Consider the following 21,069-nt stretch of genomic DNA (forward strand, 5'->3'; position numbering starts at 1 on the left):
AACCGGGACATATTCGATCAGTCGCAGGCCTTGACGGACCCGGCCTTCACACCCTGGCAGGCGGTTTCCTTCTTGATCCATCCCGCATCGATAACGACGTTCAGATTGTCCTTGGTGATGGCGATCGGCTTGAGGAACACCGACTGCATCGTCACCTTCTTCGGACCTCCGTCAAAAGCGGTGACGCCCTTGATCTCCGTCATCTTCTTGCCACCGGCCAGTTCCAGCGCGATGCCGGCTGCTTCCTTGCCGAGTTCGCGGCTGTCCTTCCAGACTGAGACGGTCTGTGTGCCGAGCGCGACGCGGTTCAGCGCGGCGAAATCGGCATCCTGCCCGGAAACCGGGACCGACCCCGCCAAGCCCTGCGCGGCGAGCGCGGCGATTGCGCCACCGGCCGTGCCGTCATTCGAGGCGACGACCGCATCGACCTTGTTGTTGTTCTTGGTCAGGAACTGTTCCATGTTCTTTTGGGCATTTTCCGGCTTCCAGCCATCGGTATAGGCTTCGCCGACATTCTTGATCTTGCCGCCGTCAATGGCCGCCTTCAGCACTTCCTGCTGGCCCGCAAAGAGGAAATCCGCGTTCGGATCGGAAGATGAGCCCTTGATGAAAACATAGTTGCCTTCCGGCTTCACCTTGAAGACTTCGGCTGCCTGCAGACGACCGACTTCCTTGTTGTCGAAGGTGATGTAGAAGGCGTTCTTGTTTTCGATCAGGCGGTCATAACCGACAACCGGAATACCCTCGGCAACTGCCTTTTCAACAGCCGGGCCGATGGCGTCGCTGTCCTGCGCCAGGATGATCAGCGCGTTGGCGCCCTGGGAAATCAACGATTCCACATCAGTCAGCTGCTTGGCCGCGGATGACTGCGCATCGGCGGAGATATACTTTGCGCCTGCCTTGTCGAGGGCGGCCTTGATGGCCGCCTCATCGGTCTTCCAGCGCTCTTCCTGGAAATTCGACCAGGATACGCCGACGACGAGGTCAGCCGCAATAGCGGCCGTATGCAGGGAAACGAGTACGGCTGTACCCGCCAGAAGCTTGGCAAATGAATTCATGATGTCCTCCCGGTAAGAGCGCTGCCCCACACCTCCATGCGGGGAAAACGCCTGAAAAAGCTGCCGGTCGCTGTGGTTTCACAATTTTCTCGACAGTCGAGAAAATTAATGTCAGAGATTCCCCATGCTGTCAACAACGGCTGCGGGCAGCATCCGGGTGCCTTGATCTTGTCCAGCACATGCGCCATGGACAGGTCTAGCACGACAGGAAAAAGGCCGTTCAGGGAGCATGCCCCAGCCCATGTCCGCCATTGCAAGCACGGAACTGGTGCGCCAGAAAAACAGCCTGTCGGTGATGGCCGCACTGCGCCTGCACGGCAGTCTCTCCCATACGGACATGTCGACTTTCACCGGGCTTGCTTCAGCAACCGTTTCCGCCATCACCACCGAGCTTGAGCGGGCGGGCCTCATATTACGGAAAGAACAGCTCGCAACCGCCGGTCGGGGCCGGCCGCGCATTCTCTTCGGGCCACGCGGGGCTTTCTGTCACGTCGCCATCGTCATCATTTCTTCAGATAGCGTGCAATATTCGCTGGTCGATTATGCCGGCAAGCTGGTGGACCGCTTTACCGAACAGAGGATCGCCGCTGAGAAAGGCACGTTCGGCGGCGCGATCCTTGGCGGCCTTGCACGGCTTGCCGACCGCTCACGCATCGACAGTCATGATATTCTCCAGGTCTCGATCAGCAGCAAGGGGCTGGTTGATGCGGGCGCGGCAACGCTTCTCTGGTCTCCGGTTCTCGGCGACGAAAAGATAGATTTCCAGCAGCTTGTTTCGCAAGACGGGCGCACCCGCGTGACGTTGAACAACGAGACGCTGCTGGCCGCAAAAGCCATCTGGATGGGAGAGCATGCGAAGGGCAATCCCGCGCCGGATGCCCTCGTTACCCTGTCGCTCGGCCATAGTATTGGCCTTGGCGTCGCGCGTGCAACGGGCGGCACGATCGAGGTTAGCGCCCCCAACTTCGGACATATGCTGCATCTGGCCGACGGCGCCTTGTGCCGCTGCGGCACCAAGGGCTGCATCGAGGCTTATTCCGGCTTTTACGCCATCCTGCGCTCGGCTTTCGAGGCCCCACCTCAGGCCGAACCTGCGAAGTTCGTGCCAATAGCCGAGGTGGACAAGATCGCCGCTTCAGCCCGCGCGGGGGGACGCATGGCGCGGTTTGCGTTCCGCACCGCTGGGCTGGCGCTCGGCAACGGCCTTTCACGCCTCTTCAGCCTGCATGGTCATATGCCGGTTTTCATCACCGGCCCCGGCACACGTTATTTCGACCTCCTGGAAAGCGGCCTGCGCGACGGGCTGGCGCAATCGCAAGCAGTGCGTTTCGGCGGCATGCCGGAAATTGCAATAGCACCGAACGAACCGGAACTGGTGTTCGAAGGGCATATGGAACACGCCCTTTCCGCCGCCGATGACTATATATTGAGTGCAGAAAGCTTTCCAAAACCGGCGAGGAACTCCACAGCCTGACACTAGCGGAAGACGTTCAGGCTCGCTCCACCGCAGCTTCCGCCTCTTTCCTTCCACCCGTCAGCTTGGATACGAAGTCATCCAGCTCGGCGGCCTCGGCCTTGTTCAGGCGAAGGCCCTGTTTCGTGCGTCGCCAGAGAATGTCCTCGGCCGTGCAGGCCCATTCCTGCTCAACCAGCCAGCGCACCTCGCATTCATAGAGCGTGCCGCCGAAATGCCGGCCGAGCCCGACGGCATCGGTAACGCTGCCCAACAATTCCGCAGCCTTCGTACCGTAGTTTCTGACTAGCCGCTCGGCATGGTGTCTATCGAGGAAAGGATATCGGGAGACAAGCGCCCGCACCTGCGTCTCATATCTCTCCGCGCCGAAATCTCCGCCCGGCAGGTGTGAGCCCGCCGTCCATGGTTTGCCCTTCTCGCCGATCGCCGCGCCGATCTTTTCCAGCGCATGTTCCGCCAGCCGTCGATAGGTGGTGAGCTTGCCGCCGAAAATATTGAGGAGTGGAGCTTGCCCGTTGCCCTCCTCAACCTTCAGCACGTAATCGCGTGTGGCTTCCTGCGCTTTCGAAGCACCATCATCAAAGAGCGGCCGCACGCCGGAATAGGTCCAGACGATGTCTTCCGGCCGAACCGGCTCGCTGAAATAGTCGCTGGCGGCGTTGCAGAGATAGGAAATCTCTTCCTCGGAAATGCGAACCTTGGCCGGATCGCCCTTGTAGTCGCGATCCGTGGTGCCGATCAGCGTGAAATCCCGCTCATAGGGAATGGCGAAGATGATGCGGTTGTCAGGGTTCTGGAAGAAATAGGCGCGCGGATCGGAAAACTTCCGGCGCACGATAATATGGCTGCCCTGCACGAGCCGGACATTATGCACATCCTTTCGCCCGAAGACGCCGGACAGCACCGTATCCACCCAGGGACCAGCGGCGTTCACCAGCATACGTGCCTTGTGCACGCCCGCACGGCCGGTTTTTTCGTCCAGAGTTTCGATGAGCCATAGCCCACCTTCGCGTCGTGCGGAAACGACCCGCGTGCGGTTCATGATCATCGCGCCGCGATTAGCGGCATCGCGCGCATTGAGAACCACGAAACGGGCATCATCCACCCAACCGTCGGAATATTCGAAGGCCCTGGCAAAAGCCGGTTTCAGAGGCTTTCCAGCCGGGTCCTTCCGCAGATCGAGCGTTCGGGTGGCTGGCAAAAGTTTCCGGCCGCCGAGATTGTCATAAAGAAACAGGCCAAGCCGAACCATCCAGGCCGGGCGCACCCCGCCCTTCTGAACGGGCAGGACGAAACGCATGGGCCAGATGACATGCGGCGCCATGGCCCAGAGAATTTCCCGCTCCATCAGCGCCTCGCGCACCAGACGAAACTCGTAATGTTCGAGATACCGCAGGCCGCCATGGATGAGCTTGGTGGCGGCGGACGACGTGCCGGAAGCGAAATCGCCTTTTTCCGCAAGCGCCACGGAATAACCCCTGCCCACCGCATCGCGGGCAATGCCGCAGCCATTGATGCCGCCGCCGATGACAAAAAGATCAAAAATGTTCTCGCTGGACATGAAGCCTCCGCGACAATGCAAGGGAGAACCCTTTATGGAAAGACAATTACATAAAAACGAAAACAAAACGAATGTCAAAAGAAAACATACGAACCACGAAAGCACGTGTGAAAGCGCCGCCGTGAGCATTGCCTCACAGGGTCAGCCTCCTAGGAGATTTATGTTTCAGCCGTGTGTCTGAGAAACCTGCTCGAGCTCATAAAGCACCCCGCCCATATCCTTCGGATGCAGGAAAAGAACGGGATTGCCGTGCGCGCCGATCTTTGGCGTGCCATCGCCGAGAATACGGACGCCTTTTTGAATCAGGTCGTCGCGCGCCGCCAGTATATCCGGCACCTCGAAGCAGAGATGATGTGTGCCGCCGCCCGGATTGCGTTCGAGAAAAGCGGCAATCGGCGAGTTTTCCCCGAGCGGGTGAAGAAGTTCGATCTTGGTGTTATCAGCCTGAATGAAAACAACCGTCACGCCATGTTCAGGCAGGGCTTGTGGTTCCGAAACCGCCGCGCCAAGCGCCCTGTAACGGGCAATGGCGGCATCGAGGTCGGGTACCGCGATGGCGACGTGATTCAATCTTCCGAACATGGCCGCCTTCCCTCACACGTTCCGCCTGATGCCTTCGAGCAGGTCGAGCACCTTGTTGGCCGCATCCATGACATTGGTACCGGGGCCGAAGATGGCCGAGACTCCGTGGTCGAGCAGGAACTGATAATCCTGGCGCGGAATGACCCCACCGACAACAACGATGACGTCTTGCGCGCCTTTCTGTTTCAGCGCCTCGACCAGCTGCGGCGCAAGCGTCTTGTGCCCTGCGGCGAGCGACGACATGCCGACCACATGCACCTTGTTCTCAACGGCAAGCTCGGCCGCCTCCGCCGGTGTCTGGAACAGGGGACCGGCCAACACGTCGAAACCAAGATCGCCGAAGGCAGACGCAATGACCTTTGCGCCACGATCATGCCCATCCTGCCCCAGCTTGGCGACCATGATGCGCGGTTTTGTGCCGATCCGTTCAGCCACACCTGAAAGGCGGGCGGCAAGCGTAGCGAGTTCCGGCTCATCCTTGTAGGCCTCGCCGTATATATCGCTCACCACTTCAGGCACGGCGGCGTGGTCGCCAAAGGCAACGCGCAGCGCATCGGAAATCTCTCCCACCGTAGCGCGTGCACGGGCCGCAACGACGGCGGCTTCGAGAATATTGCCCTTGCCGCTGCGGGCCACCTCTGAAAGCGCCTGCAAAGCGGCGGTCACGTCCTTGCCATCGCGGCGCCGGCGCGTGTCTTCGATGCGGCGGATTTGCGCGGCCCGCACGGCGGCGTTATCGATATCGAGAACATCGATATCTTCTTCATTTTCGAGACGATAGCGGTTGACGCCGACGATCACCTCCTCGCCCTTGTCCACCGCCGCCTGCCGGCGTGTCGCGGCCTCCTCAATCAGCCGTTTCGGCAGGCCCTCCGCCACGGCCTTTGTCATGCCGCCAAGCGTCTCGACCTCCTCGATCAGCGCCCAGGCCTTCTCGGCCAGCTCATTCGTCAGGCTTTCGACATAATAGGAACCGGCCAGCGGATCGACGACCCTGGTGACGCCGGTTTCGTGCTGGAGGATAAGCTGGGTATTGCGGGCAATGCGGGCGGAAAATTCCGTCGGCAGGGCAATCGCCTCATCGAAGGAATTGGTGTGCAGTGATTGCGTGCCGCCGAGCACGGCGGACATGGCCTCGAAGGCAGTGCGGACGATGTTGTTATAGGGGTCCTGCTCCTGGAGCGACACGCCCGACGTCTGGCAATGGGTGCGCAGCATCAGCGAGGACGCCTTTTGCGGCTTGAATTCCTCCATGATGCGTGACCACAGCAGGCGCGCGGCGCGCAGCTTGGCCGCCTCCATGAAGAAATTCATGCCGATGGCGAAAAAGAAAGACAGGCGGCCGGCAAAATCGTCAACATTCAGCCCCTTGGCCAGCGCCGCCCGCACATATTCACGGCCATCCGCGAGTGTGAAGGCAAGCTCCTGCACCAGCGTCGCCCCGGCCTCCTGCATGTGATAGCCGGAGATGGAGATGGAGTTGAATTTCGGCATCTCCCTCGCCGTATATTCGATGATGTCGGCGATGATCCGCATAGAGGGTTCGGGCGGATAGATATAGGTGTTGCGGACCATGAACTCCTTGAGGATGTCGTTCTGGATGGTGCCGGAAAGCGCTGCACGCGGCACGCCCTGCTCCTCCCCCGCGACGATAAAATTGGCAAGAACGGGGATGACCGCGCCATTCATCGTCATGGACACCGAGACCTTGTCGAGCGGGATGCCGTCGAACAGGATTTTCATGTCCTCGACGCTATCGATCGCCACGCCCGCCTTGCCGACATCGCCCTCCACGCGCGGATGGTCGCTGTCATAACCGCGATGGGTAGCGAGATCGAAGGCGACGGAAACGCCCTGCTGACCGGCAGCCAGCGCCTTGCGGTAAAAGGCATTCGAGGCTTCCGCGGTGGAGAAACCGGCATATTGGCGGATGGTCCAGGGCCGTCCCGCATACATGGTGGCGCGCGGGCCGCGGGTGAAAGGCGCAAATCCCGGCAGGCTGTTCAGATGGGAAACATGTTGCAGGTCGTCGGCCGTATAGAGCGGCTTGACCTCGATACCCTCAGGGGTGTGCCAGACGAGTGTGTCCGGTGAGCGCTTCAGCTCCTTTTCAGCAAGGTGAAGCCAATCCCGCACCGTTTTTTCACCCGACATGCATCTCTCCCCGTTTGCATTTCGCTCTGGCATTCCAGCGGGAGATCAAGGCAGATTCGCCCGGCCCGTCCGCAGGTCCGACCCCGTAAACCGCTCCGGCCGGTATCCGTTCCGGAAAAACCGGCAGCGACCTTCACTCGAACTCGAGAATAACCTCATCCACAGCGAGACTATCGCCGGGTTTCGCCGCCACTCTCGCAACACGACCGCGTTTTTCGGCACGCAGGATGTTTTCCATCTTCATGGCTTCCACCGTCGCCAGTGCCTGCCCGGCCTCTACCTCGTCACCCTCACCCACCGAAATACCGGTGATGACCCCCGGCATGGGGCAGAGCAGCAGTTTCGACGTATCCGGCGGCAGTTTTTCCGGCATCAGCAGCGCCAGTTCCGCCACGCGCGGGCTGCGCACGCGGGCGAGAACATCCATGCCACCCCAGCGCAGACGAACCGCTGCGCCTGCAAGATCGACCTTGACGGCAATGACCTCGCCCGCCACCGTAAACAGGCCAAGGCTTTGACCGGGAAGCCAGCCGGTATCGATGGTGAGCGCTGTCCCGTCTTCAAAACGGACCGCCGCGCCATCCGCACCGGTTTCAATGCTGAGCCGGTGGCGAAACGCACCAAACGAAACCATCCAGTCTTGCCCGATAATGCGGCGATGATTGCCGATGGTACCGGAAATTTCCACCGCTCGGTTCTGCACACGCTGATTGATGATAGCGGCAATGGCAGAAAGCTTGCGTGCTGCGGCTTCATCCGGCTCGACGCCGGAGAACCCTTCCGGAAACTCTTCCGCGATGAAGCCCGTCGTGAGCCTGCCAGAGCGAAAGCGCTCATGCTGCATGACGGCCGACAGGAAGGGCAGATTGTGGCCGATGCCCTCGACTTCGAAACGGTCGAGCGCCCGCCCCATGGCATCGATGGCCGTTTCGCGATCCTTGCCCCAGCTGCACAGCTTGGCGATCATCGGATCGTAATACATCGAAATCTCGCCGCCTTCGAAAACACCGGTATCGTTGCGGAGAATGGTGCCGTTTTCCTGCGCCCCCTCCTGCGGCGGCCGATAACGCGTCAGACGACCGATCGAAGGAAGGAAGTTGCGATAGGGATCCTCGGCATAAAGCCGGCTTTCGATCGCCCAACCCTTCAGCTTCACATCCGACTGTTCGAAGGCAAGCTTTTCACCTGACGCCACACGGATCATCTGTTCTACCAGATCAATGCCGGTGATCAGTTCCGTTACCGGATGTTCCACCTGCAAACGGGTGTTCATTTCGAGGAAATAAAAGTTGCGGTCGCCATCAACAATGAATTCCACCGTGCCGGCGGAGTGGTAACCGACCGCTCTCGCCAGCGCCACGGCCTGCTCGCCCATGGCATGCCGAGTTGCCTCGTCCAGAAAAGGCGACGGCGCTTCCTCGATGACCTTCTGGTTACGCCGCTGGATAGAGCATTCGCGCTCCCCGAGATAAAGGATATTACCGTGCCTGTCGCCCAGCACCTGAATTTCAATATGGCGCGGCTGGGTGACGAATTTTTCGATGAAGATGCGATCGTCACCAAAGGAGGATTTCGCCTCGTTTTTCGAGGACTGGAAACCCTCGCGCGCCTCAGCGTCGTTGAAGGCGATGCGCATGCCCTTGCCGCCACCGCCGGCAGACGCCTTGATCATGACCGGATAACCGATCTGCGAGGCGATCTTCACCGCCTCATCCGCATCCTCGATCAGCCCCATATGGCCGGGTACGGTGGAAACGCCGGCTTTCGCAGCCAGTTTCTTCGACGTGATCTTGTCACCCATGGCCTCGATCGCGCCGACGGGGGGACCGATAAAAACGACACCCGCCTTTTCCAGCGCCTGCGCAAAGGCAGCGTTTTCCGACAGGAATCCGTAGCCCGGATGGACCGCATCCGCTCCGGTCTTCTTGATCGCCTCAAGGATCTTGTCGATGACGATATAGGACTGTGACGAGGGTGCCGGGCCGATATGAACGGCTTCATCTGCCTGTCTCACATGCAGCGCATTGGCATCGGCATCCGAATAGACCGCAACGGTGGCGATGCCCATCTTCTTCGCCGTCTTGATGACCCGGCAGGCAATCTCGCCGCGATTGGCGATAAGGATTTTCTTGATCATTTGCCATCGCTTTCTGCAACATCGTTTTCAATCAGCATCAGATAGCCAACAGCGACAGCGTTCGTCAGCCAGACACCGTTCTCTGCCTGATAAAAACTATGGCCATCAGCAAACATCCGTTTGGCATCTACAAGCAGAATGGCTGGCTTTCCATGGCGCCGGCCAACCTCACGTGCCGTCGCAATATCTGCAGAAAGATGGACTTGTTGCCGACTGCCGGGGCGCAATCCTTCCTGCAGGATAGCCTCAAGGAAGCGCGTCGCTGTGCCGTGAAAAAGCCGAGGCGGAGGCTCGACGGGAGCTATACCAAGATCAACTTTCACGGAATGACCTTGCGCGGCCCGAATGCGACGACCGTCTTCCGACAGCGTGAAGCGCTTCTTGTCACTTTCGGCAACCACCGCCCGTAGGCCCACCTCATCAAGTGACGTGCCGCTCGAATTTGCCTTCGCTAACAAATCTGAGACATCTGCCCAGCCCTGATCGTCCAGGGTGAGGCCGATGCTCTCAGGCGCATGGCGCAGCACGTAACTTAAAAATTTGCTGGTTGCTGTCGACATAGAACTTCGCTCCCCCTTTGGCGGATGACGGAGGCCTCAAATCTCGAAAAAGTTCTCGAAGGATTCCGGGAAATTCTGCCGGGCGACGCGTTCGTCTATGACGAGCATTGCCTGATAGGAAACAGGGTCGAAATTTTTCTCCGCAGGTACGACCTCGCGGCCGAAAAGCAGGTTGAGGCGGGCGGCGTCGAGATTGCCGCGCTCGAAGGGCTCGGCACCGAAATGGTGCCAGAGCGAGTGCAGAAAGGCGGCATCGATGCGATGCTCCTTGGTGTCGTTGCGCGCCCGGCGGGGTATCATCTTGATCGGTGTTACCCCTTTGGGGTTGGCGCGGCGGATGGTGAACTGGACGCCCGTGCTCGGCATTCCGGAGGGAAATCCCTTGTGTTTTGTCATTTCGGGCAGGTTCGCCATCTTTAGTCCTTCTCGTATCTGTTACGCCTTGCCGATCTTGTCCTGCGTCTTCGTGTCGAAGTCGGAGGCATCGTGGCGTTCATGCAATTGTTCAGACGGATCGCCGGAGGTCTTGTTGACGATCACGCCGCGTTTTACAGCAGGGCGTTCGCCGATTTCCAGTGTCCAGCGCATGACGTTCTTATAACCGTCTGCTTCAAGGAAAGCACCCGCATCGCCATATGCCTGGCCAAGCGCGATCTTGCCATACCACGGCCATACCGCCATGTCGGCAATCGTGTATTCCGAACCGGCGAGATAACGGTTTTCGGCGAGATGGCGATCCAGCACGTCGAGCTGGCGTTTGACTTCCATGGCGTAACGATCGATGGCGTATTTGATCTTGATCGGCGCATAGGCATAAAAATGGCCGAAACCACCGCCAAGGAAGGGGGCGGAGCCCATCTGCCAGAACAGCCAGTTCAGCGCCTGCGTGCGCGCATTGCCCTCCTTCGGCAGGAAGGCGCCGAATTTTTCCGCGAGGTAAACGAGGATGGAGCCGCTTTCGAAAACGCGCGTCGGCTCAGGCGTCGAATGGTCCATCAGCGCCGGGATCTTGGAGTTCGGGTTGACCTCGACAAAACCGGAACCAAACTGGTCGCCTTCGCCGATCTTGATCAGCCAGGCATCGTATTCGGCGCCCTTGTGGCCGGCGGCAAGCAATTCTTCCAGCATGATGGTGACCTTCTGGCCATTCGGCGTCGCCAGCGAATAAAGCTGCAGCGGATGCTTGCCGACGGGAAGTTCCTTTTCATGGGTGGGACCGGCGATCGGCCGGTTGATATTGGCGAACTGGCCGCCATTGCCCTTGTCCCAGGTCCAGACCTTGGGCACTTCATATCCGGCGGGGAAATTATCTGCTGAGGATTTTTCGGCCATGAAAATGTGTCCTTGTGCGTTTCAAGAGGACATCCGGACATCCGGGCGCCTGAACATCCATATAGTAAGGTGGCCGAAGCATTTTTCCAGCCCTTCAGCAGATCAGAGCGGAATGGTGTCGTGTTTCTTCCAGCGGGTTTCCACGCTCTTGTTGCGCAGCGACGCAAACGCGCGGGCGATGCGGCGGCGCGAGGAATGCGGCATGATGACCTCATCGATAAATCCGCGCTCCGCCGCGACGAAGGGATTGGCGAAACGCTCCTCATATTCTCTTGTGCGCGCAGCGATCTTCTCGGGATCGGCAAGCTCGGAACGATAGAGGATTTCCGCCGCGCCCTTGGCACCCATCACGGCAATTTCGGCCGTTGGCCAGGCGTAGTTGACGTCCGCGCCGATATGTTTGGAGGCCATCACGTCGTAAGCCCCGCCATAGGCCTTGCGGGTGATCAGCGTCACCATCGGCACTGTCGCCTCCGAATAGGCGAAGAGAAGTTTTGCGCCGTGCTTGATGACGCCGCCATATTCCTGGGCCGTGCCTGGCAGGAAACCCGGCACATCCACCAGCGTCAGCAACGGAATGTTGAAGGCGTCGCAGAAGCGCACGAAGCGGGCGGCCTTGCGCGAACTGTCGATATCGAGGCAGCCGGCCAGCACCATCGGCTGGTTGGCGACGACGCCGACCGTCTGGCCTTCGAGACGAATGAAGCCGGTGATGATGTTTCGGGCAAAGGCCTCCTGCAATTCGAAGAAATCGCCCTCGTCGGCCAGCGCGTGGATCAGTTCCTTCATGTCATAGGGCTTGTTGGAACTGTCGGGGATCAGCGTATCGAGCCGCGCTTCCAGGCGCGCCGGATCGTCGTGGAACGGCCGCACCGGCGGCTTTTCGCGATTGTTGAGCGGCAGAAAATCAAAGAGCAGCCGCACATGTTCCAGCGTCTCGATGTCGTTTTCGTAAGCGCCGTCAGCGACGGAAGATTTTTTGGTATGGGTCGAGGCGCCGCCCAGTTCTTCGGCCGTGACGATCTCGTTCGTCACCGTCTTCACCACATCCGGCCCCGTCACGAACATGTAGGAGGTATCGCGCACCATGAAGATGAAATCGGTCATAGCAGGCGAATAAACCGCACCACCCGCACATGGCCCCATGATGACGGAGATCTGTGGCACGACGCCGGAGGCGACGACATTACGCTTGAAGACATCAGCATAACCGCCAAGCGAGGCCACGCCTTCCTGAATGCGCGCGCCGCCGCTGTCGTTGAGGCCGATAACAGGCGCGCCGTTACGCACCGCCATATCCATGATCTTGCAGATTTTCTGCGCATGGGTCTCGGATAGCGAACCGCCGAGCACGGTGAAATCCTGGGAAAACACATAGACCTGCCGGCCATTGATGGTGCCCCAACCGGTCACGACGCCGTCGCCCGCGATCTTCTGGCCCGCCATGCCGAAATCCACCGCTCGGTGGGTGACATACATGTCGTATTCTTCGAAGGAACCCTCATCCAAGAGTACGTCGATGCGCTCGCGCGCCGTCAGCTTGCCCTTTGCGTGCTGCGCCTCGATGCGCTTGACGCCGCCACCGAGCCGAGCCTCTTCCCGCCGCGTTTCCAACTGCTCCAGAATGCCGGGCATGTATCCTCCATGCGTTATGCCAAGATCAATAACCCAGAAAATACTCTGCCAGAAGCCTTGATCGTGCGCGTATGCGTGCCATAAATATTTGCAATATTTAATTTTGCAAAGTTGCAACATGGCGACGGAAAAACTCTTCATCGGCCGCAAGGTGCGCGGCCTTCGCGAAAATGCCCGCGCCACGCAGGCGCAATTTGCCGAACGGCTGGGCATTTCCGCGAGCTATCTGAACCAGATCGAAAACAACCAGCGCCCCGTTTCGGCCAGCGTTCTGGTGACGCTGGTGGAAAAATTCCAGCTCGACATGGCGGAACTGGCGACAGGCGAAAGCGACCGGCTGGTTTCCGCCGTGCGCGAGGCGCTGAAGGACCCGCTGTTCATGAATTATGAGCCGGGGCTTCAGGAGTTGAAGCTGATTGCCCAGAACGCACCTGGTTTTGCCCATGCGCTGCTGCGGGCCCATCAGGCCTATCGCCAGAACAGCGAACAGCTGGTGCAACTGGATGACCGCCTGGGCCGCGGCACCGCACAGGTTGAAAGAACCCCCTATGAGGAGGTCCGCGATTTCTTTCACTTCGTCGACAATTACGTTGCCGAGATTGATCTTCTGGCCGAGGAGCTGGCGCAGGAACTGGAGATCGAGGGAGGCGAGACCGACAGCATTCTGTCAGCGCATCTCAGGAACCGTTACGGCATCCATATCACAAGAACCGCGGCGGCAGGCGGGCTGATCCGGCATTTCGATCCTGTCGGCAAAACGCTCGCCCTCAGTTCCTACATGGCCGCATCCACCCGCTGTTTTCAGCTCGCGTTGCAGATCGCCCAGCTTCACGCCGGCCCGACGGTGGACAGGGTGCTGGCCGGCGCCGGTTTCCGCAACACGGAAGCGGCCGAAATCTGTCGTATCGGACTGCACAATTATTTTGCCGCAGCGCTCATCCTACCTTATGGACAATTTCACCGGGCGGCACAGGAACTGCGCCATGATCTCGAACTTCTCGCCGTGCGTTTCGGCGCAAGCCTTGAGCAGGTGGCCCACCGGCTGAGCACCCTGCAGCGCCCGGGCATGAAAGGCGTACCGATCTTTTTCGCCAAGATCGACCGCGCCGGCAACATCACCAAACGCCACAGCGCCACGCGGCTGCAATTTGCCCGGTTCGGCGCGGCCTGTCCGCTGTGGAATATCCATCAGGCTTTCGAAAGCTCCGACAGGATCGTGCGGCAGCTGGCGGAAACACCTGACGGCGTGCGCTATCTTTCCATCGCCACCCAGATCGAAAAGGCCGGCGCCGGTTTCAATACGGAAAGACCGCGTTACGCCATCGCACTCGGCTGCGAGATTTCCCATGCGCAGAATTTCGTCTACGCCGACACGCTCGATCTCGGCAATGCGGCTTCCTTCAAACCGATCGGCATTTCCTGTCGGGTGTGCGAAAGGGTGGATTGCGTGCAGCGCGCCGTGCCGCCGCTGAAACGCAAGCTGCATTTCGATCATCTTTCACGCGGCGCCCTGCCCTATCGGATTGCCGATTTTTGACCCCGCTCAGGGCATTGGCACCATCGCGCGCCGCATGATGTTGGCGTAATAACCCCAGAAAAGCCGGGCGGCGACGGAGCGCCATGGCGACCAGAGTGTCGCGCGTTCCGCGAGCCATTTCGCTTCCGGCCTGATCTCCAGATCGAGCGCATGTGCCACCGCTGATCTCAGCGCCACATCGCCAACGGGAAAAATATCCGGATGGCCTCCGCAGAACATCAGATATACCTCTGCCGTCCATGGGCCTATGCCACGAAGCGCCACCAGTTCAGAAAGGGCTGCACTCCCCTCCTTGCGCACCACGCCGTCAAGGTCGATCTGTCCTTCGGTAACGGCGCGAGCCAGTCCTTCCAGCGTCGTCGCCTTGGCGCGCGAAAGGCCAAAGGTGGCGCGCAACTCCTCCGGTGCGGCGAGATAATTTTCCGCCGTGACCGCGCCGCCGGTGCCGGTGAGAATACGCGCCCAGATGGCATTGGCACTGGCGCGCGACACCATCTGCGAGACGACGATATGAGCAAGGCCGGCAAAGCCGGGCTCGTGGATGCGCAGTTCCAGCGGACCGGCTATCTCAATGACAGGGGCAAGTGCGGGGTCGAGGCGGGCGAGATGCTCCAGCCCTTCGCTGATGTCATCCATCCCGGTGATGATTTTCATGTCGGTCATTCCATATGCCGCCAGCCCGCTGGCGGGGTGCATTAAAACATGGCAGAAGAAACCATGCCTTCATCCATCCGTCAAAAACCGGTTTACCGTTTCGCGCCAAGCCCCAACGGCCCGCTGCATCTCGGCCATGCGCTTTCCGCATTCCTGAACCATGACATGGCGCTGAAAAATGGCGGCCGCTTTCTGCTGCGTATAGAGGATATAGACCAGACGCGCTGCACGCCGAAGCTGGAGCAGGCGATCTATGATGATCTCGGCTGGCTGGAACTCTCTTGGGAAGAGCCAGTGCGGCGACAATCGGAGCATTTCGATGAGTACCGGATGGCGCTGCACAAGCTGATCGAGGCGGATCTTGCCTATCCCGCCTTTCTCAGCCGTGGCGAAGCCAGGGCCATTGTCGGTGCCTTCGAAGCGGAAGGCGGGACATGGCCGCGCGATCCTGACGGAGCGCCGCTCTATCCGTCCGTCGACCGCGAGAGGCCGAAGGCGGAACGGGCGGCCCTGCTCGCATCCGGCCGGCAACACGCCTGGCGGCTCGACATGGACAAGGCGATCCGCGCCGCCCGCACCCCCCTGTTCTGGCAGGAGAGCGGCGACGGGGTGACGGGGCAGATCGAGGCCCTGCCCGCGCTCTGGGGCGATGTGGTGCTGTCGCGTTCCGACGCGCCTTCGAGCTATCATCTTTCCGTTGTTATTGATGATGCACTGCAGGGGATCACCCATGTGGTGCGCGGCATGGATCTCTTCCATGCCACCGCCATCCACCGGCTGCTGCAGCAGCTGCTGGAGCTACCGCAGCCCGCTTATCATCATCACCGGCTGATTCTGGGCACGGACGGGCGCAAGCTTTCGAAAAGCGAAGGCAGTACCGGGCTTTCCGCCCTTCGCGCGGAAGGAGCGACGCCCTCAGATATCCGCCGGCTTGTCGGCCTCCTCTAGCGCCTGCCCGCGGCGCGCGCCATTGCCGCCGATGTTACGGCGGATGATCTGCCGGACCTTGTATTTCATCAACGCGGCATTCACCTCCGCGCCGAGCATGAAGATGACGCCGACCATATAAAGGAACACCAGAACCACCATGACGGAGGCGAGACCGGCATAGGTGGCGGCATAATTGGCGAAGGTGGAGAGATAATAGGCGAAGATAGCCGCGCCGATGACCCAGAATATCATCGTCAGCAAAATACCCGGCCAGACATCCCAGATGCGGCGCTTGCCTGCGGGTAGCCACAGATGCGCCGCCACCAGCCCCGCCGTCAGCACCACGATGGTGCCATAAAGACCGAGGCTGGAGATGGTGTTCAGCACATCCGTCAGCCACGGAAACCGCCGTTCGGCGAAGGACATGGCGACCGGCACGGCGACGAGCACGGTGCTGATGCCGGCAAAGACCACAACGGCAATCAGGACATAAAGCAGGCTGAGCAGCCGGGTCACATACCACCAGCGCGTTTCCGTGACGCGATAGGCGCGGTTCAGCGAAATGCGCAGCGCCTCGACGCCGTTCGAGGCGAAGTATGCGGCCGCCAGCACCGAAATCGTCAGCAGGCCGCCGCGCGGGATGGTGAGAACCTGCTGTACCTGAGCTGCCAGCGGACCGGCAATTGCTTCCGGCCAGGTGTCGAAAATCAGATGCACCGCCGTTTCTGAGAACTGGTCGGCGCCCAGAAAACCGGCCAGCGCCGTGCCGAAGATCAGGAACGGAAACAGCGCCAGCAGGATGGACAGCGCCATGTGGCTCGCCATCGCCCAGCCGTCATCCTCGGCGAAATGGGAATAGGCATCGAAGGCAACCTTGCCTGCCAGGCGCACTGCGGCAACCATGTCGCCTCCATTCATCGGCATTTCATTTGTAACTTCGCCCCGAATATGGGAAATCAGCTTCGTTTTGTACAGCGCGCAAGCTGACCTTTCGGTTCCCGAAGGACACGGATTTCGCGCGATTGGATTTTAACGGGCCGGGTAATCGGACCAGAGCGACAGTCGGTTTCCCGGAGCGGCAAATGTCTGAAAAACCCGTCATCATCATCACCGGATGTTCCTCGGGGATCGGCGCCTATTGCGCCGGCGCGCTCCACCGGGACGGCTGGCGGGTTTTTGCCACCGTGCGGCGCATCGCTGACATGGCAGCCCTCGAAAATCAGGGCATAGAAACCCTGATCATGGATTACACAAAGCCCGAAACCATCGCCGCGCTGGTGGACACCGTCTCCGCCCGCACCGGCGACCGCATCGATGCGCTTTTCAACAATGGCGCCTATGGCCAGCCGGGCGCGGTGGAGGACCTGCCAGTCGAAGCGCTGAGAGCCCAGTTCGAAACCAATGTCTTCGGCTGGCACGATCTGACGCGGCGGGTCATTCCCTTTATGCGGGCGCGTGGTGCGGGCCGCATCGTGCATTGCTCGTCCATTCTCGGGCTCGTGCCCTATCGCTATCGCGGCGCCTACACCGCTTCGAAATTCGCGCTTGAGGGGCTGGGCGTCACCCTGCGCATGGAGCTTCAGGGCAGCGGTATCCATGTCAGTCTGATCGAACCCGGCCCGATCACGTCGAAATTCACCGCGACGGCGCTTGCTCATATCAATGAGCATATCGATCTCGAAAATTCGGCCCATGCGGCAGAATATAAACGCCAGCTGGCGCGTATGGATGGTTCCGGCCCCGTCAACCGTCACAAGCTCGGCCCGGATGCCGTTTATGCCGTGCTGAAACACGCCCTGACGGCTGCAAGGCCGAAACCACATTATCCCGTTACCGTTCCGGCCAAACAGGGGCTTATGCTGAAACGGCTCTTGCCTGCCGGACTTTTCTATCGTCTGCTGCGCAGATTCGATTGAGGAGGAGTAATACCGCATGTCCGGCTTCACCACCGTTCTGGCCCTTATCGTCATGGGGCTTGTCGTCATCGTGTTGATACGCGGCCTCTTCAACATGCTGAAGGGACAGGACGCCAACCGGTCCAACAAGCTGATGCAGCTTCGCCTGCTTCTGCAGGCCATTGCCATCGCTCTGATCATGCTCACCCTCTGGCTCACCGGAGGCGGCCGCTGACATGGTGAAACTGAACAAGATCTACACCCGCACCGGCGACAAGGGCACGACGGCGCTGGTTTCCGGCCCGCGCCGACCGAAGCACGATCTGCGCGTCGAAGCCTATGGCACGGTGGACGAGACCAATTCGGCCATCGGTGTCGCGCGGCTTCACACGGCTGGGCTGGAAAAGCTGGATGCCATGCTTTTCCGCATCCAGAACGATCTTTTCGACCTTGGCGCCGATCTTGCCACGCCTGACGATGGCGAACCGCTGCGTTACGAACCGTTGCGTATAGTCGAAAGCCAGGTCACACGGCTGGAAAGCGAAATCGACGACCTCAACGCCACCCTCGAACCGTTGACGTCGTTCGTGCTGCCGGGCGGCAGCGCCGCGGCGGCAAATCTGCATTTGGCACGCACGGTTTGCCGGCGCGCAGAAAGGCTGATGGTGGAGCTTTCCGTCACCGGGAATGAGATCGTCAGCCCGGCCGCCATCAAATATGCCAATCGCCTCTCCGACTTCCTGTTTGTCGCGGCCCGTTTCGCCAATGATGCCGGTAAGGCCGACATATTGTGGGTTCCGGGCAAGAACCGCTAAGGCGTTTCAACGACGCAACCAAAGGGCGTTCGATGTTCATACCGCTGCACGATGCGAATTCCCTCAAGCATATCCGGCTGCAATATGTCACCATCGGCCTGATCGTGGTCAACGTGCTGGTCTGGCTGTTTACCGGCGTGCTGGCCAGCGACACCGAAGCCAATGCCGCTGCCCTCGGCCTCGGCTTCATTCCCGCCGTGGTGTTCGATTACGCCTATCTGGAACCCGCCCTGCAGGTCGTGCCTGATGACCTCACCGCCATCACCTATGCCTTTCTTCATCTCGATTTCTGGCATCTGGCCGGCAACATGCTGTTTCTCTGGGTCTTCGGCGACAATGTCGAGGATGCGCTCGGCCATTTTCGTTTCCTGATCTTCTATCTCGCCTGTGCCATCGCCGGCGCGCTGTTTCACGGTTTCGTCGCACCCACCTCGGAAGGACCACTGATCGGTGCCTCGGGTGCGGTTTCCGGCGTCGTCGCGGCCTATTTCCTGCTGCATCCAAAAGTGCGCGTCTGGGTGCTGGTCCTCATGCGCATTCCGCTTCCACTGCCCGCCTTCATTCCCCTGGCGCTGTGGATCGGCCAGCAGTTCCTGATGCTGGCGCTCGGGCTGGAAGAGAACGTCTCCTGGGGCGCGCATGTCGGCGGCATCTTGGCGGGCGCCATCATGGTAATTTTCATGCGCAGACGGGGCGTTCCCCTGTTTGATCGCACCATTGTCCCGCCGAGGGCGGCGCAGTTCAAAAATACGTCGCAAACGGCGGGGTTGTCGCAAATCGAACGCGGCTATGACGGGGGTAGATGAGAGGTCACGTCAGAGATAGAGTATTTACGTTAACGTCAACGTAAGATATGCCTTGTGTGCATGCGATAATGAAGATTGCTCCGTTGTAATTGCGGGAAAAATGCTTATCCATGTCGCCAACCTGTTTTTGGAGGTCCGCTCGGCACTGCCAAGCGGACAGGAGTTTGAGGAAAGCCGCCGATGAAAATCCTTGTCCCCGTTAAACGAGTCGTCGATTACAACGTGAAGATCCGCGTGAAGGCGGATGGTTCTGGCGTTGAGCTTGCCAATGTGAAGATGTCGATGAACCCGTTCGACGAAATCTCGGTGGAAGAGGCCCTTCGCCTGAAGGAAGCCGGCAAGGCTGAAGAAGTCGTCGTCGTCTCCATTGGACCTGCCAAGGCGGAAGAAACGCTGCGCACCGCGCTCGCGATGGGTGCCGATCGCGCCATCCTGATCGAGACCGATGAAACGGTCGAGCCGCTCGCTGTCGCCAAGCTCCTGAAGGGCGTGGCCGAGGCTGAGCAGCCCGGTCTCGTCATTGTCGGCAAGCAGGCGATTGACGACGATTCGAACCAGACCGGCCAGATGCTGGCAGCCCTCCTCGGCTGGGGCCAGGGCACCTTCGCCTCAAAGGTCGTGCCTGCCGACGGCAAGGTTGCGGTGACCCGCGAAGTCGATGGCGGCCTGCAGACGGTGGAACTGAAGCTTCCCGCTGTCGTCACCACCGATCTTCGTTTGAACGAGCCGCGTTATGCCTCGCTGCCGAACATCATGAAGGCGAAAAAGAAGCCGCTCGACAAGAAGGCTCCGGCCGATTTCGGCGTCGATGTTTCGCCGCGCCTGAAGGTGTTGAAGACCGAAGAGCCGGCGGGCCGCAAGGCCGGCATCAAGGTGGGCTCGGTTGCCGAGCTGGTCGAAAAGCTCAAAGCCGACGGCGTCCTCTAAGGTTTCGGAAAAGGGAGATATTCTCATGGCCATTCTTCTTCTGGCAGAACACGACAACGCAACCCTTTCCGACCTGACGGCAAAGACCCTGACGGCGGCAACTCAGATTGGCGGCGACGTCCATGTGCTGGTCGCCGGATCCGGCGCCAGGGGCGCTGCCGACGCCGCAGCAAAACTTTCCGGTGTTTCCAAGGTGCTGCTTGCCGACGATGCATCCTATGCAAACCAGCTGGCGGAACCGCTGGCGGCGCTGATCGTTTCGCTTGCCCCGTCCTATGACGTCATCATCGCTCCTGCGACCGCCTCGGCAAAGAACGTCACGCCGCGTGTTGCTGCGCTTCTCGACGTGGCTCAGGTCTCGGAAATCATCGAAGTTGTCAGCCCGGATACCTTCAAGCGCCCGATCTATGCCGGCAATGCCATCCAGACCGTTCAGGCAACCGATGGCAAGAAGGTCATCACCGTGCGCCCGACGGCCTTTGCGGCAGCGGCAGAAGGCGGTTCGGCAGCGGTCGAGACGATCGCCGCCGCTGAAAACCCCGGCGTCTCCTCTTTCGTTTCTGATGCACTGGCCTCGTCCGACCGTCCGGAACTGACCTCCGCCAAGATCATCATCTCGGGTGGCCGTGCTCTCGGTTCTTCGGAAAAATTCAAGGAAGTCATCCTTCCTGTCGCCGACAAGCTCGGTGCTGCCGTTGGTGCATCGCGCGCTGCCGTCGATGCCGGCTATGCGCCGAATGACTGGCAGGTGGGCCAGACCGGCAAGGTCGTCGCCCCACAGCTTTACATCGCGGCGGGCATTTCCGGTGCCATCCAGCATCTGGCCGGCATGAAGGACAGCAAGGTCATCGTCGCCATCAACAAGGACGAAGAAGCGCCGATCTTCCAGGTTGCCGATTACGGCCTTGTGGCGGACCTCTTCGAGGCATTGCCGGAACTGCAAAAGTCCCTCTGATTTCAAATAGATGATGAAGGCGGCGCGTTTTTTGAACGCGCCGCCTTCTCTTTTTCG

Annotated in this window: 20 protein-coding genes; 9 read left to right on the plus strand and 11 right to left on the minus strand. The window is 60.0% G+C overall.

The features are described from left to right. Positions 1-17: 17 nt before the first annotated feature. Positions 18-1,058 carry a D-xylose ABC transporter substrate-binding protein gene (xylF, locus tag K7A42_RS24545; protein ID WP_004445598.1) on the minus strand — a complete coding sequence of 347 codons (1,041 nt, stop codon included), beginning with the start codon at positions 1,056-1,058 and terminating at the stop codon, positions 18-20. A 241-nt stretch (positions 1,059-1,299) separates the two neighbouring features. On the opposite strand from xylF, the gene K7A42_RS24550 reads away from it, so the two are divergent. Next, positions 1,300-2,532, plus strand: coding sequence for an ROK family transcriptional regulator (locus K7A42_RS24550; protein WP_035209109.1), 1,233 nt, complete (start codon positions 1,300-1,302; stop codon positions 2,530-2,532). A 16-nt stretch (positions 2,533-2,548) separates the two neighbouring features. Here the strand turns inward: K7A42_RS24550 and K7A42_RS24555 are convergent, their stop codons facing one another. The 8 genes from K7A42_RS24555 to K7A42_RS24590 all read right to left on the minus strand — a co-directional run bounded on the left by K7A42_RS24555 (position 2,549) and on the right by K7A42_RS24590 (position 12,493). After that, a complete protein-coding gene (locus K7A42_RS24555; protein WP_282456061.1) occupies positions 2,549-4,093 on the minus strand; it encodes a glycerol-3-phosphate dehydrogenase in 1,545 nt (514 codons plus the stop codon). Positions 4,094-4,258: 165 nt separating this feature from the next. Then, positions 4,259-4,675, minus strand: a complete 417-nt coding sequence (gene mce / locus K7A42_RS24560; RefSeq protein WP_112636999.1) for a methylmalonyl-CoA epimerase — start codon at positions 4,673-4,675, stop codon at positions 4,259-4,261. Positions 4,676-4,687: 12 nt separating this feature from the next. Beyond that, complete coding sequence (gene scpA, locus K7A42_RS24565; RefSeq protein ID WP_282456062.1) at positions 4,688-6,829, minus strand: methylmalonyl-CoA mutase; 2,142 nt, start codon at positions 6,827-6,829, stop codon at positions 4,688-4,690. A gap of 133 nt (positions 6,830-6,962) precedes the next feature. Next, positions 6,963-8,966, minus strand: a complete 2,004-nt coding sequence (locus K7A42_RS24570; protein WP_153775890.1) for an acetyl-CoA carboxylase biotin carboxylase subunit — start codon at positions 8,964-8,966, stop codon at positions 6,963-6,965. Next, entirely contained in the window at positions 8,963-9,526 is a 564-nt protein-coding gene (locus K7A42_RS24575) for an RNA 2'-phosphotransferase (RefSeq protein ID WP_006697708.1), read from the minus strand. The genes K7A42_RS24570 and K7A42_RS24575 overlap by 4 nt, the downstream gene beginning before the upstream one ends. A 36-nt stretch (positions 9,527-9,562) precedes the next feature. After that, on the minus strand, positions 9,563-9,940 hold the full coding sequence (locus tag K7A42_RS24580) for a hypothetical protein (RefSeq protein WP_004445608.1): 378 nt from the start codon (positions 9,938-9,940) through the stop codon (positions 9,563-9,565). A gap of 21 nt (positions 9,941-9,961) precedes the next feature. Then, positions 9,962-10,858 carry a glutathione-dependent disulfide-bond oxidoreductase gene (yghU, locus tag K7A42_RS24585; protein ID WP_022562996.1) on the minus strand — a complete coding sequence of 299 codons (897 nt, stop codon included), beginning with the start codon at positions 10,856-10,858 and terminating at the stop codon, positions 9,962-9,964. Positions 10,859-10,960: 102 nt separating this feature from the next. Next, on the minus strand, positions 10,961-12,493 hold the full coding sequence (locus K7A42_RS24590; RefSeq protein ID WP_022562997.1) for an acyl-CoA carboxylase subunit beta: 1,533 nt from the start codon (positions 12,491-12,493) through the stop codon (positions 10,961-10,963). A gap of 118 nt (positions 12,494-12,611) precedes the next feature. Here K7A42_RS24590 and K7A42_RS24595 point away from each other — a divergent pair, with 118 nt between their 5' ends. Further along, entirely contained in the window at positions 12,612-14,030 is a 1,419-nt protein-coding gene (locus K7A42_RS24595) for a helix-turn-helix domain-containing protein (RefSeq protein ID WP_004445612.1), read from the plus strand. 6 nt (positions 14,031-14,036) lie between these two features. On the opposite strand, the gene K7A42_RS24600 is transcribed toward K7A42_RS24595, so the two are convergent. Continuing rightward, positions 14,037-14,693, minus strand: a complete 657-nt coding sequence (locus K7A42_RS24600) for a DNA-3-methyladenine glycosylase family protein (RefSeq protein ID WP_282456063.1) — start codon at positions 14,691-14,693, stop codon at positions 14,037-14,039. Between the two features lie 39 nt (positions 14,694-14,732). On the opposite strand from K7A42_RS24600, the gene gluQRS reads away from it, so the two are divergent. Continuing rightward, complete coding sequence (gene gluQRS / locus K7A42_RS24605; RefSeq protein WP_282456064.1) at positions 14,733-15,632, plus strand: tRNA glutamyl-Q(34) synthetase GluQRS; 900 nt, start codon at positions 14,733-14,735, stop codon at positions 15,630-15,632. On the opposite strand, the gene K7A42_RS24610 is transcribed toward gluQRS, so the two are convergent. Next, complete coding sequence (locus K7A42_RS24610; protein WP_004445618.1) at positions 15,600-16,517, minus strand: YihY/virulence factor BrkB family protein; 918 nt, start codon at positions 16,515-16,517, stop codon at positions 15,600-15,602. The genes gluQRS and K7A42_RS24610 overlap by 33 nt on opposite strands. A gap of 179 nt (positions 16,518-16,696) precedes the next feature. Between K7A42_RS24610 and K7A42_RS24615 the strand changes: the two genes are divergently transcribed. The 6 genes from K7A42_RS24615 (at position 16,697) to K7A42_RS24640 (ending at position 21,012) form a co-directional block, all read left to right on the plus strand. Beyond that, positions 16,697-17,530 carry an SDR family oxidoreductase gene (locus tag K7A42_RS24615; protein WP_282456065.1) on the plus strand — a complete coding sequence of 278 codons (834 nt, stop codon included), beginning with the start codon at positions 16,697-16,699 and terminating at the stop codon, positions 17,528-17,530. Positions 17,531-17,546: 16 nt separating this feature from the next. Beyond that, the gene (locus K7A42_RS24620; RefSeq protein ID WP_004445622.1) at positions 17,547-17,744 is read left to right on the plus strand and encodes a twin transmembrane helix small protein; all 198 of its coding nucleotides are present in this window, start codon (positions 17,547-17,549) and stop codon (positions 17,742-17,744) included. 1 nt (position 17,745) lies between these two features. Then, positions 17,746-18,324, plus strand: coding sequence for a cob(I)yrinic acid a,c-diamide adenosyltransferase (locus K7A42_RS24625; RefSeq protein ID WP_282456066.1), 579 nt, complete (start codon positions 17,746-17,748; stop codon positions 18,322-18,324). Positions 18,325-18,356: 32 nt separating this feature from the next. After that, positions 18,357-19,130: a rhomboid family intramembrane serine protease gene (locus K7A42_RS24630; protein ID WP_004445626.1), complete on the plus strand. Its 774-nt coding sequence runs from the start codon at positions 18,357-18,359 to the stop codon at positions 19,128-19,130. Positions 19,131-19,310: 180 nt separating this feature from the next. Next, the gene (locus tag K7A42_RS24635) at positions 19,311-20,057 is read left to right on the plus strand and encodes an electron transfer flavoprotein subunit beta/FixA family protein (protein ID WP_022563006.1); all 747 of its coding nucleotides are present in this window, start codon (positions 19,311-19,313) and stop codon (positions 20,055-20,057) included. 25 nt (positions 20,058-20,082) lie between these two features. After that, a complete protein-coding gene (locus K7A42_RS24640) occupies positions 20,083-21,012 on the plus strand; it encodes an electron transfer flavoprotein subunit alpha/FixB family protein (protein WP_282456067.1) in 930 nt (309 codons plus the stop codon). Positions 21,013-21,069 lie beyond the last annotated feature (57 nt).

The organism is Agrobacterium sp. InxBP2 (assembly GCF_026191755.1).
Lineage (GTDB): Bacteria > Pseudomonadota > Alphaproteobacteria > Rhizobiales > Rhizobiaceae > Agrobacterium > Agrobacterium pusense.

Excerpts from the sequence above, each read along its gene's own strand:
- xylF (WP_004445598.1), bottom strand. The coding sequence starts at position 1,058 with ATGAATTCATTTGCCAAGCTTCTGGCGGGTACAGCCGTACTCGTTTCC.
- K7A42_RS24550 (WP_035209109.1), top strand. The coding sequence starts at position 1,300 with ATGTCCGCCATTGCAAGCACGGAACTGGTGCGCCAGAAAAACAGCCTG.
- K7A42_RS24555 (WP_282456061.1), bottom strand. The coding sequence starts at position 4,093 with ATGTCCAGCGAGAACATTTTTGATCTTTTTGTCATCGGCGGCGGCATC.
- mce (WP_112636999.1), bottom strand. The coding sequence starts at position 4,675 with ATGTTCGGAAGATTGAATCACGTCGCCATCGCGGTACCCGACCTCGAT.
- scpA (WP_282456062.1), bottom strand. The coding sequence starts at position 6,829 with ATGTCGGGTGAAAAAACGGTGCGGGATTGGCTTCACCTTGCTGAAAAG.
- K7A42_RS24570 (WP_153775890.1), bottom strand. The coding sequence starts at position 8,966 with ATGATCAAGAAAATCCTTATCGCCAATCGCGGCGAGATTGCCTGCCGG.
- K7A42_RS24575 (WP_006697708.1), bottom strand. The coding sequence starts at position 9,526 with ATGTCGACAGCAACCAGCAAATTTTTAAGTTACGTGCTGCGCCATGCG.
- K7A42_RS24580 (WP_004445608.1), bottom strand. The coding sequence starts at position 9,940 with ATGGCGAACCTGCCCGAAATGACAAAACACAAGGGATTTCCCTCCGGA.
- yghU (WP_022562996.1), bottom strand. The coding sequence starts at position 10,858 with ATGGCCGAAAAATCCTCAGCAGATAATTTCCCCGCCGGATATGAAGTG.
- K7A42_RS24590 (WP_022562997.1), bottom strand. The coding sequence starts at position 12,493 with ATGCCCGGCATTCTGGAGCAGTTGGAAACGCGGCGGGAAGAGGCTCGG.
- K7A42_RS24595 (WP_004445612.1), top strand. The coding sequence starts at position 12,612 with ATGGCGACGGAAAAACTCTTCATCGGCCGCAAGGTGCGCGGCCTTCGC.
- K7A42_RS24600 (WP_282456063.1), bottom strand. The coding sequence starts at position 14,693 with ATGACCGACATGAAAATCATCACCGGGATGGATGACATCAGCGAAGGG.
- gluQRS (WP_282456064.1), top strand. The coding sequence starts at position 14,733 with ATGGCAGAAGAAACCATGCCTTCATCCATCCGTCAAAAACCGGTTTAC.
- K7A42_RS24610 (WP_004445618.1), bottom strand. The coding sequence starts at position 16,517 with ATGGTTGCCGCAGTGCGCCTGGCAGGCAAGGTTGCCTTCGATGCCTAT.
- K7A42_RS24615 (WP_282456065.1), top strand. The coding sequence starts at position 16,697 with ATGTCTGAAAAACCCGTCATCATCATCACCGGATGTTCCTCGGGGATC.
- K7A42_RS24620 (WP_004445622.1), top strand. The coding sequence starts at position 17,547 with ATGTCCGGCTTCACCACCGTTCTGGCCCTTATCGTCATGGGGCTTGTC.
- K7A42_RS24625 (WP_282456066.1), top strand. The coding sequence starts at position 17,746 with ATGGTGAAACTGAACAAGATCTACACCCGCACCGGCGACAAGGGCACG.
- K7A42_RS24630 (WP_004445626.1), top strand. The coding sequence starts at position 18,357 with ATGTTCATACCGCTGCACGATGCGAATTCCCTCAAGCATATCCGGCTG.
- K7A42_RS24635 (WP_022563006.1), top strand. The coding sequence starts at position 19,311 with ATGAAAATCCTTGTCCCCGTTAAACGAGTCGTCGATTACAACGTGAAG.
- K7A42_RS24640 (WP_282456067.1), top strand. The coding sequence starts at position 20,083 with ATGGCCATTCTTCTTCTGGCAGAACACGACAACGCAACCCTTTCCGAC.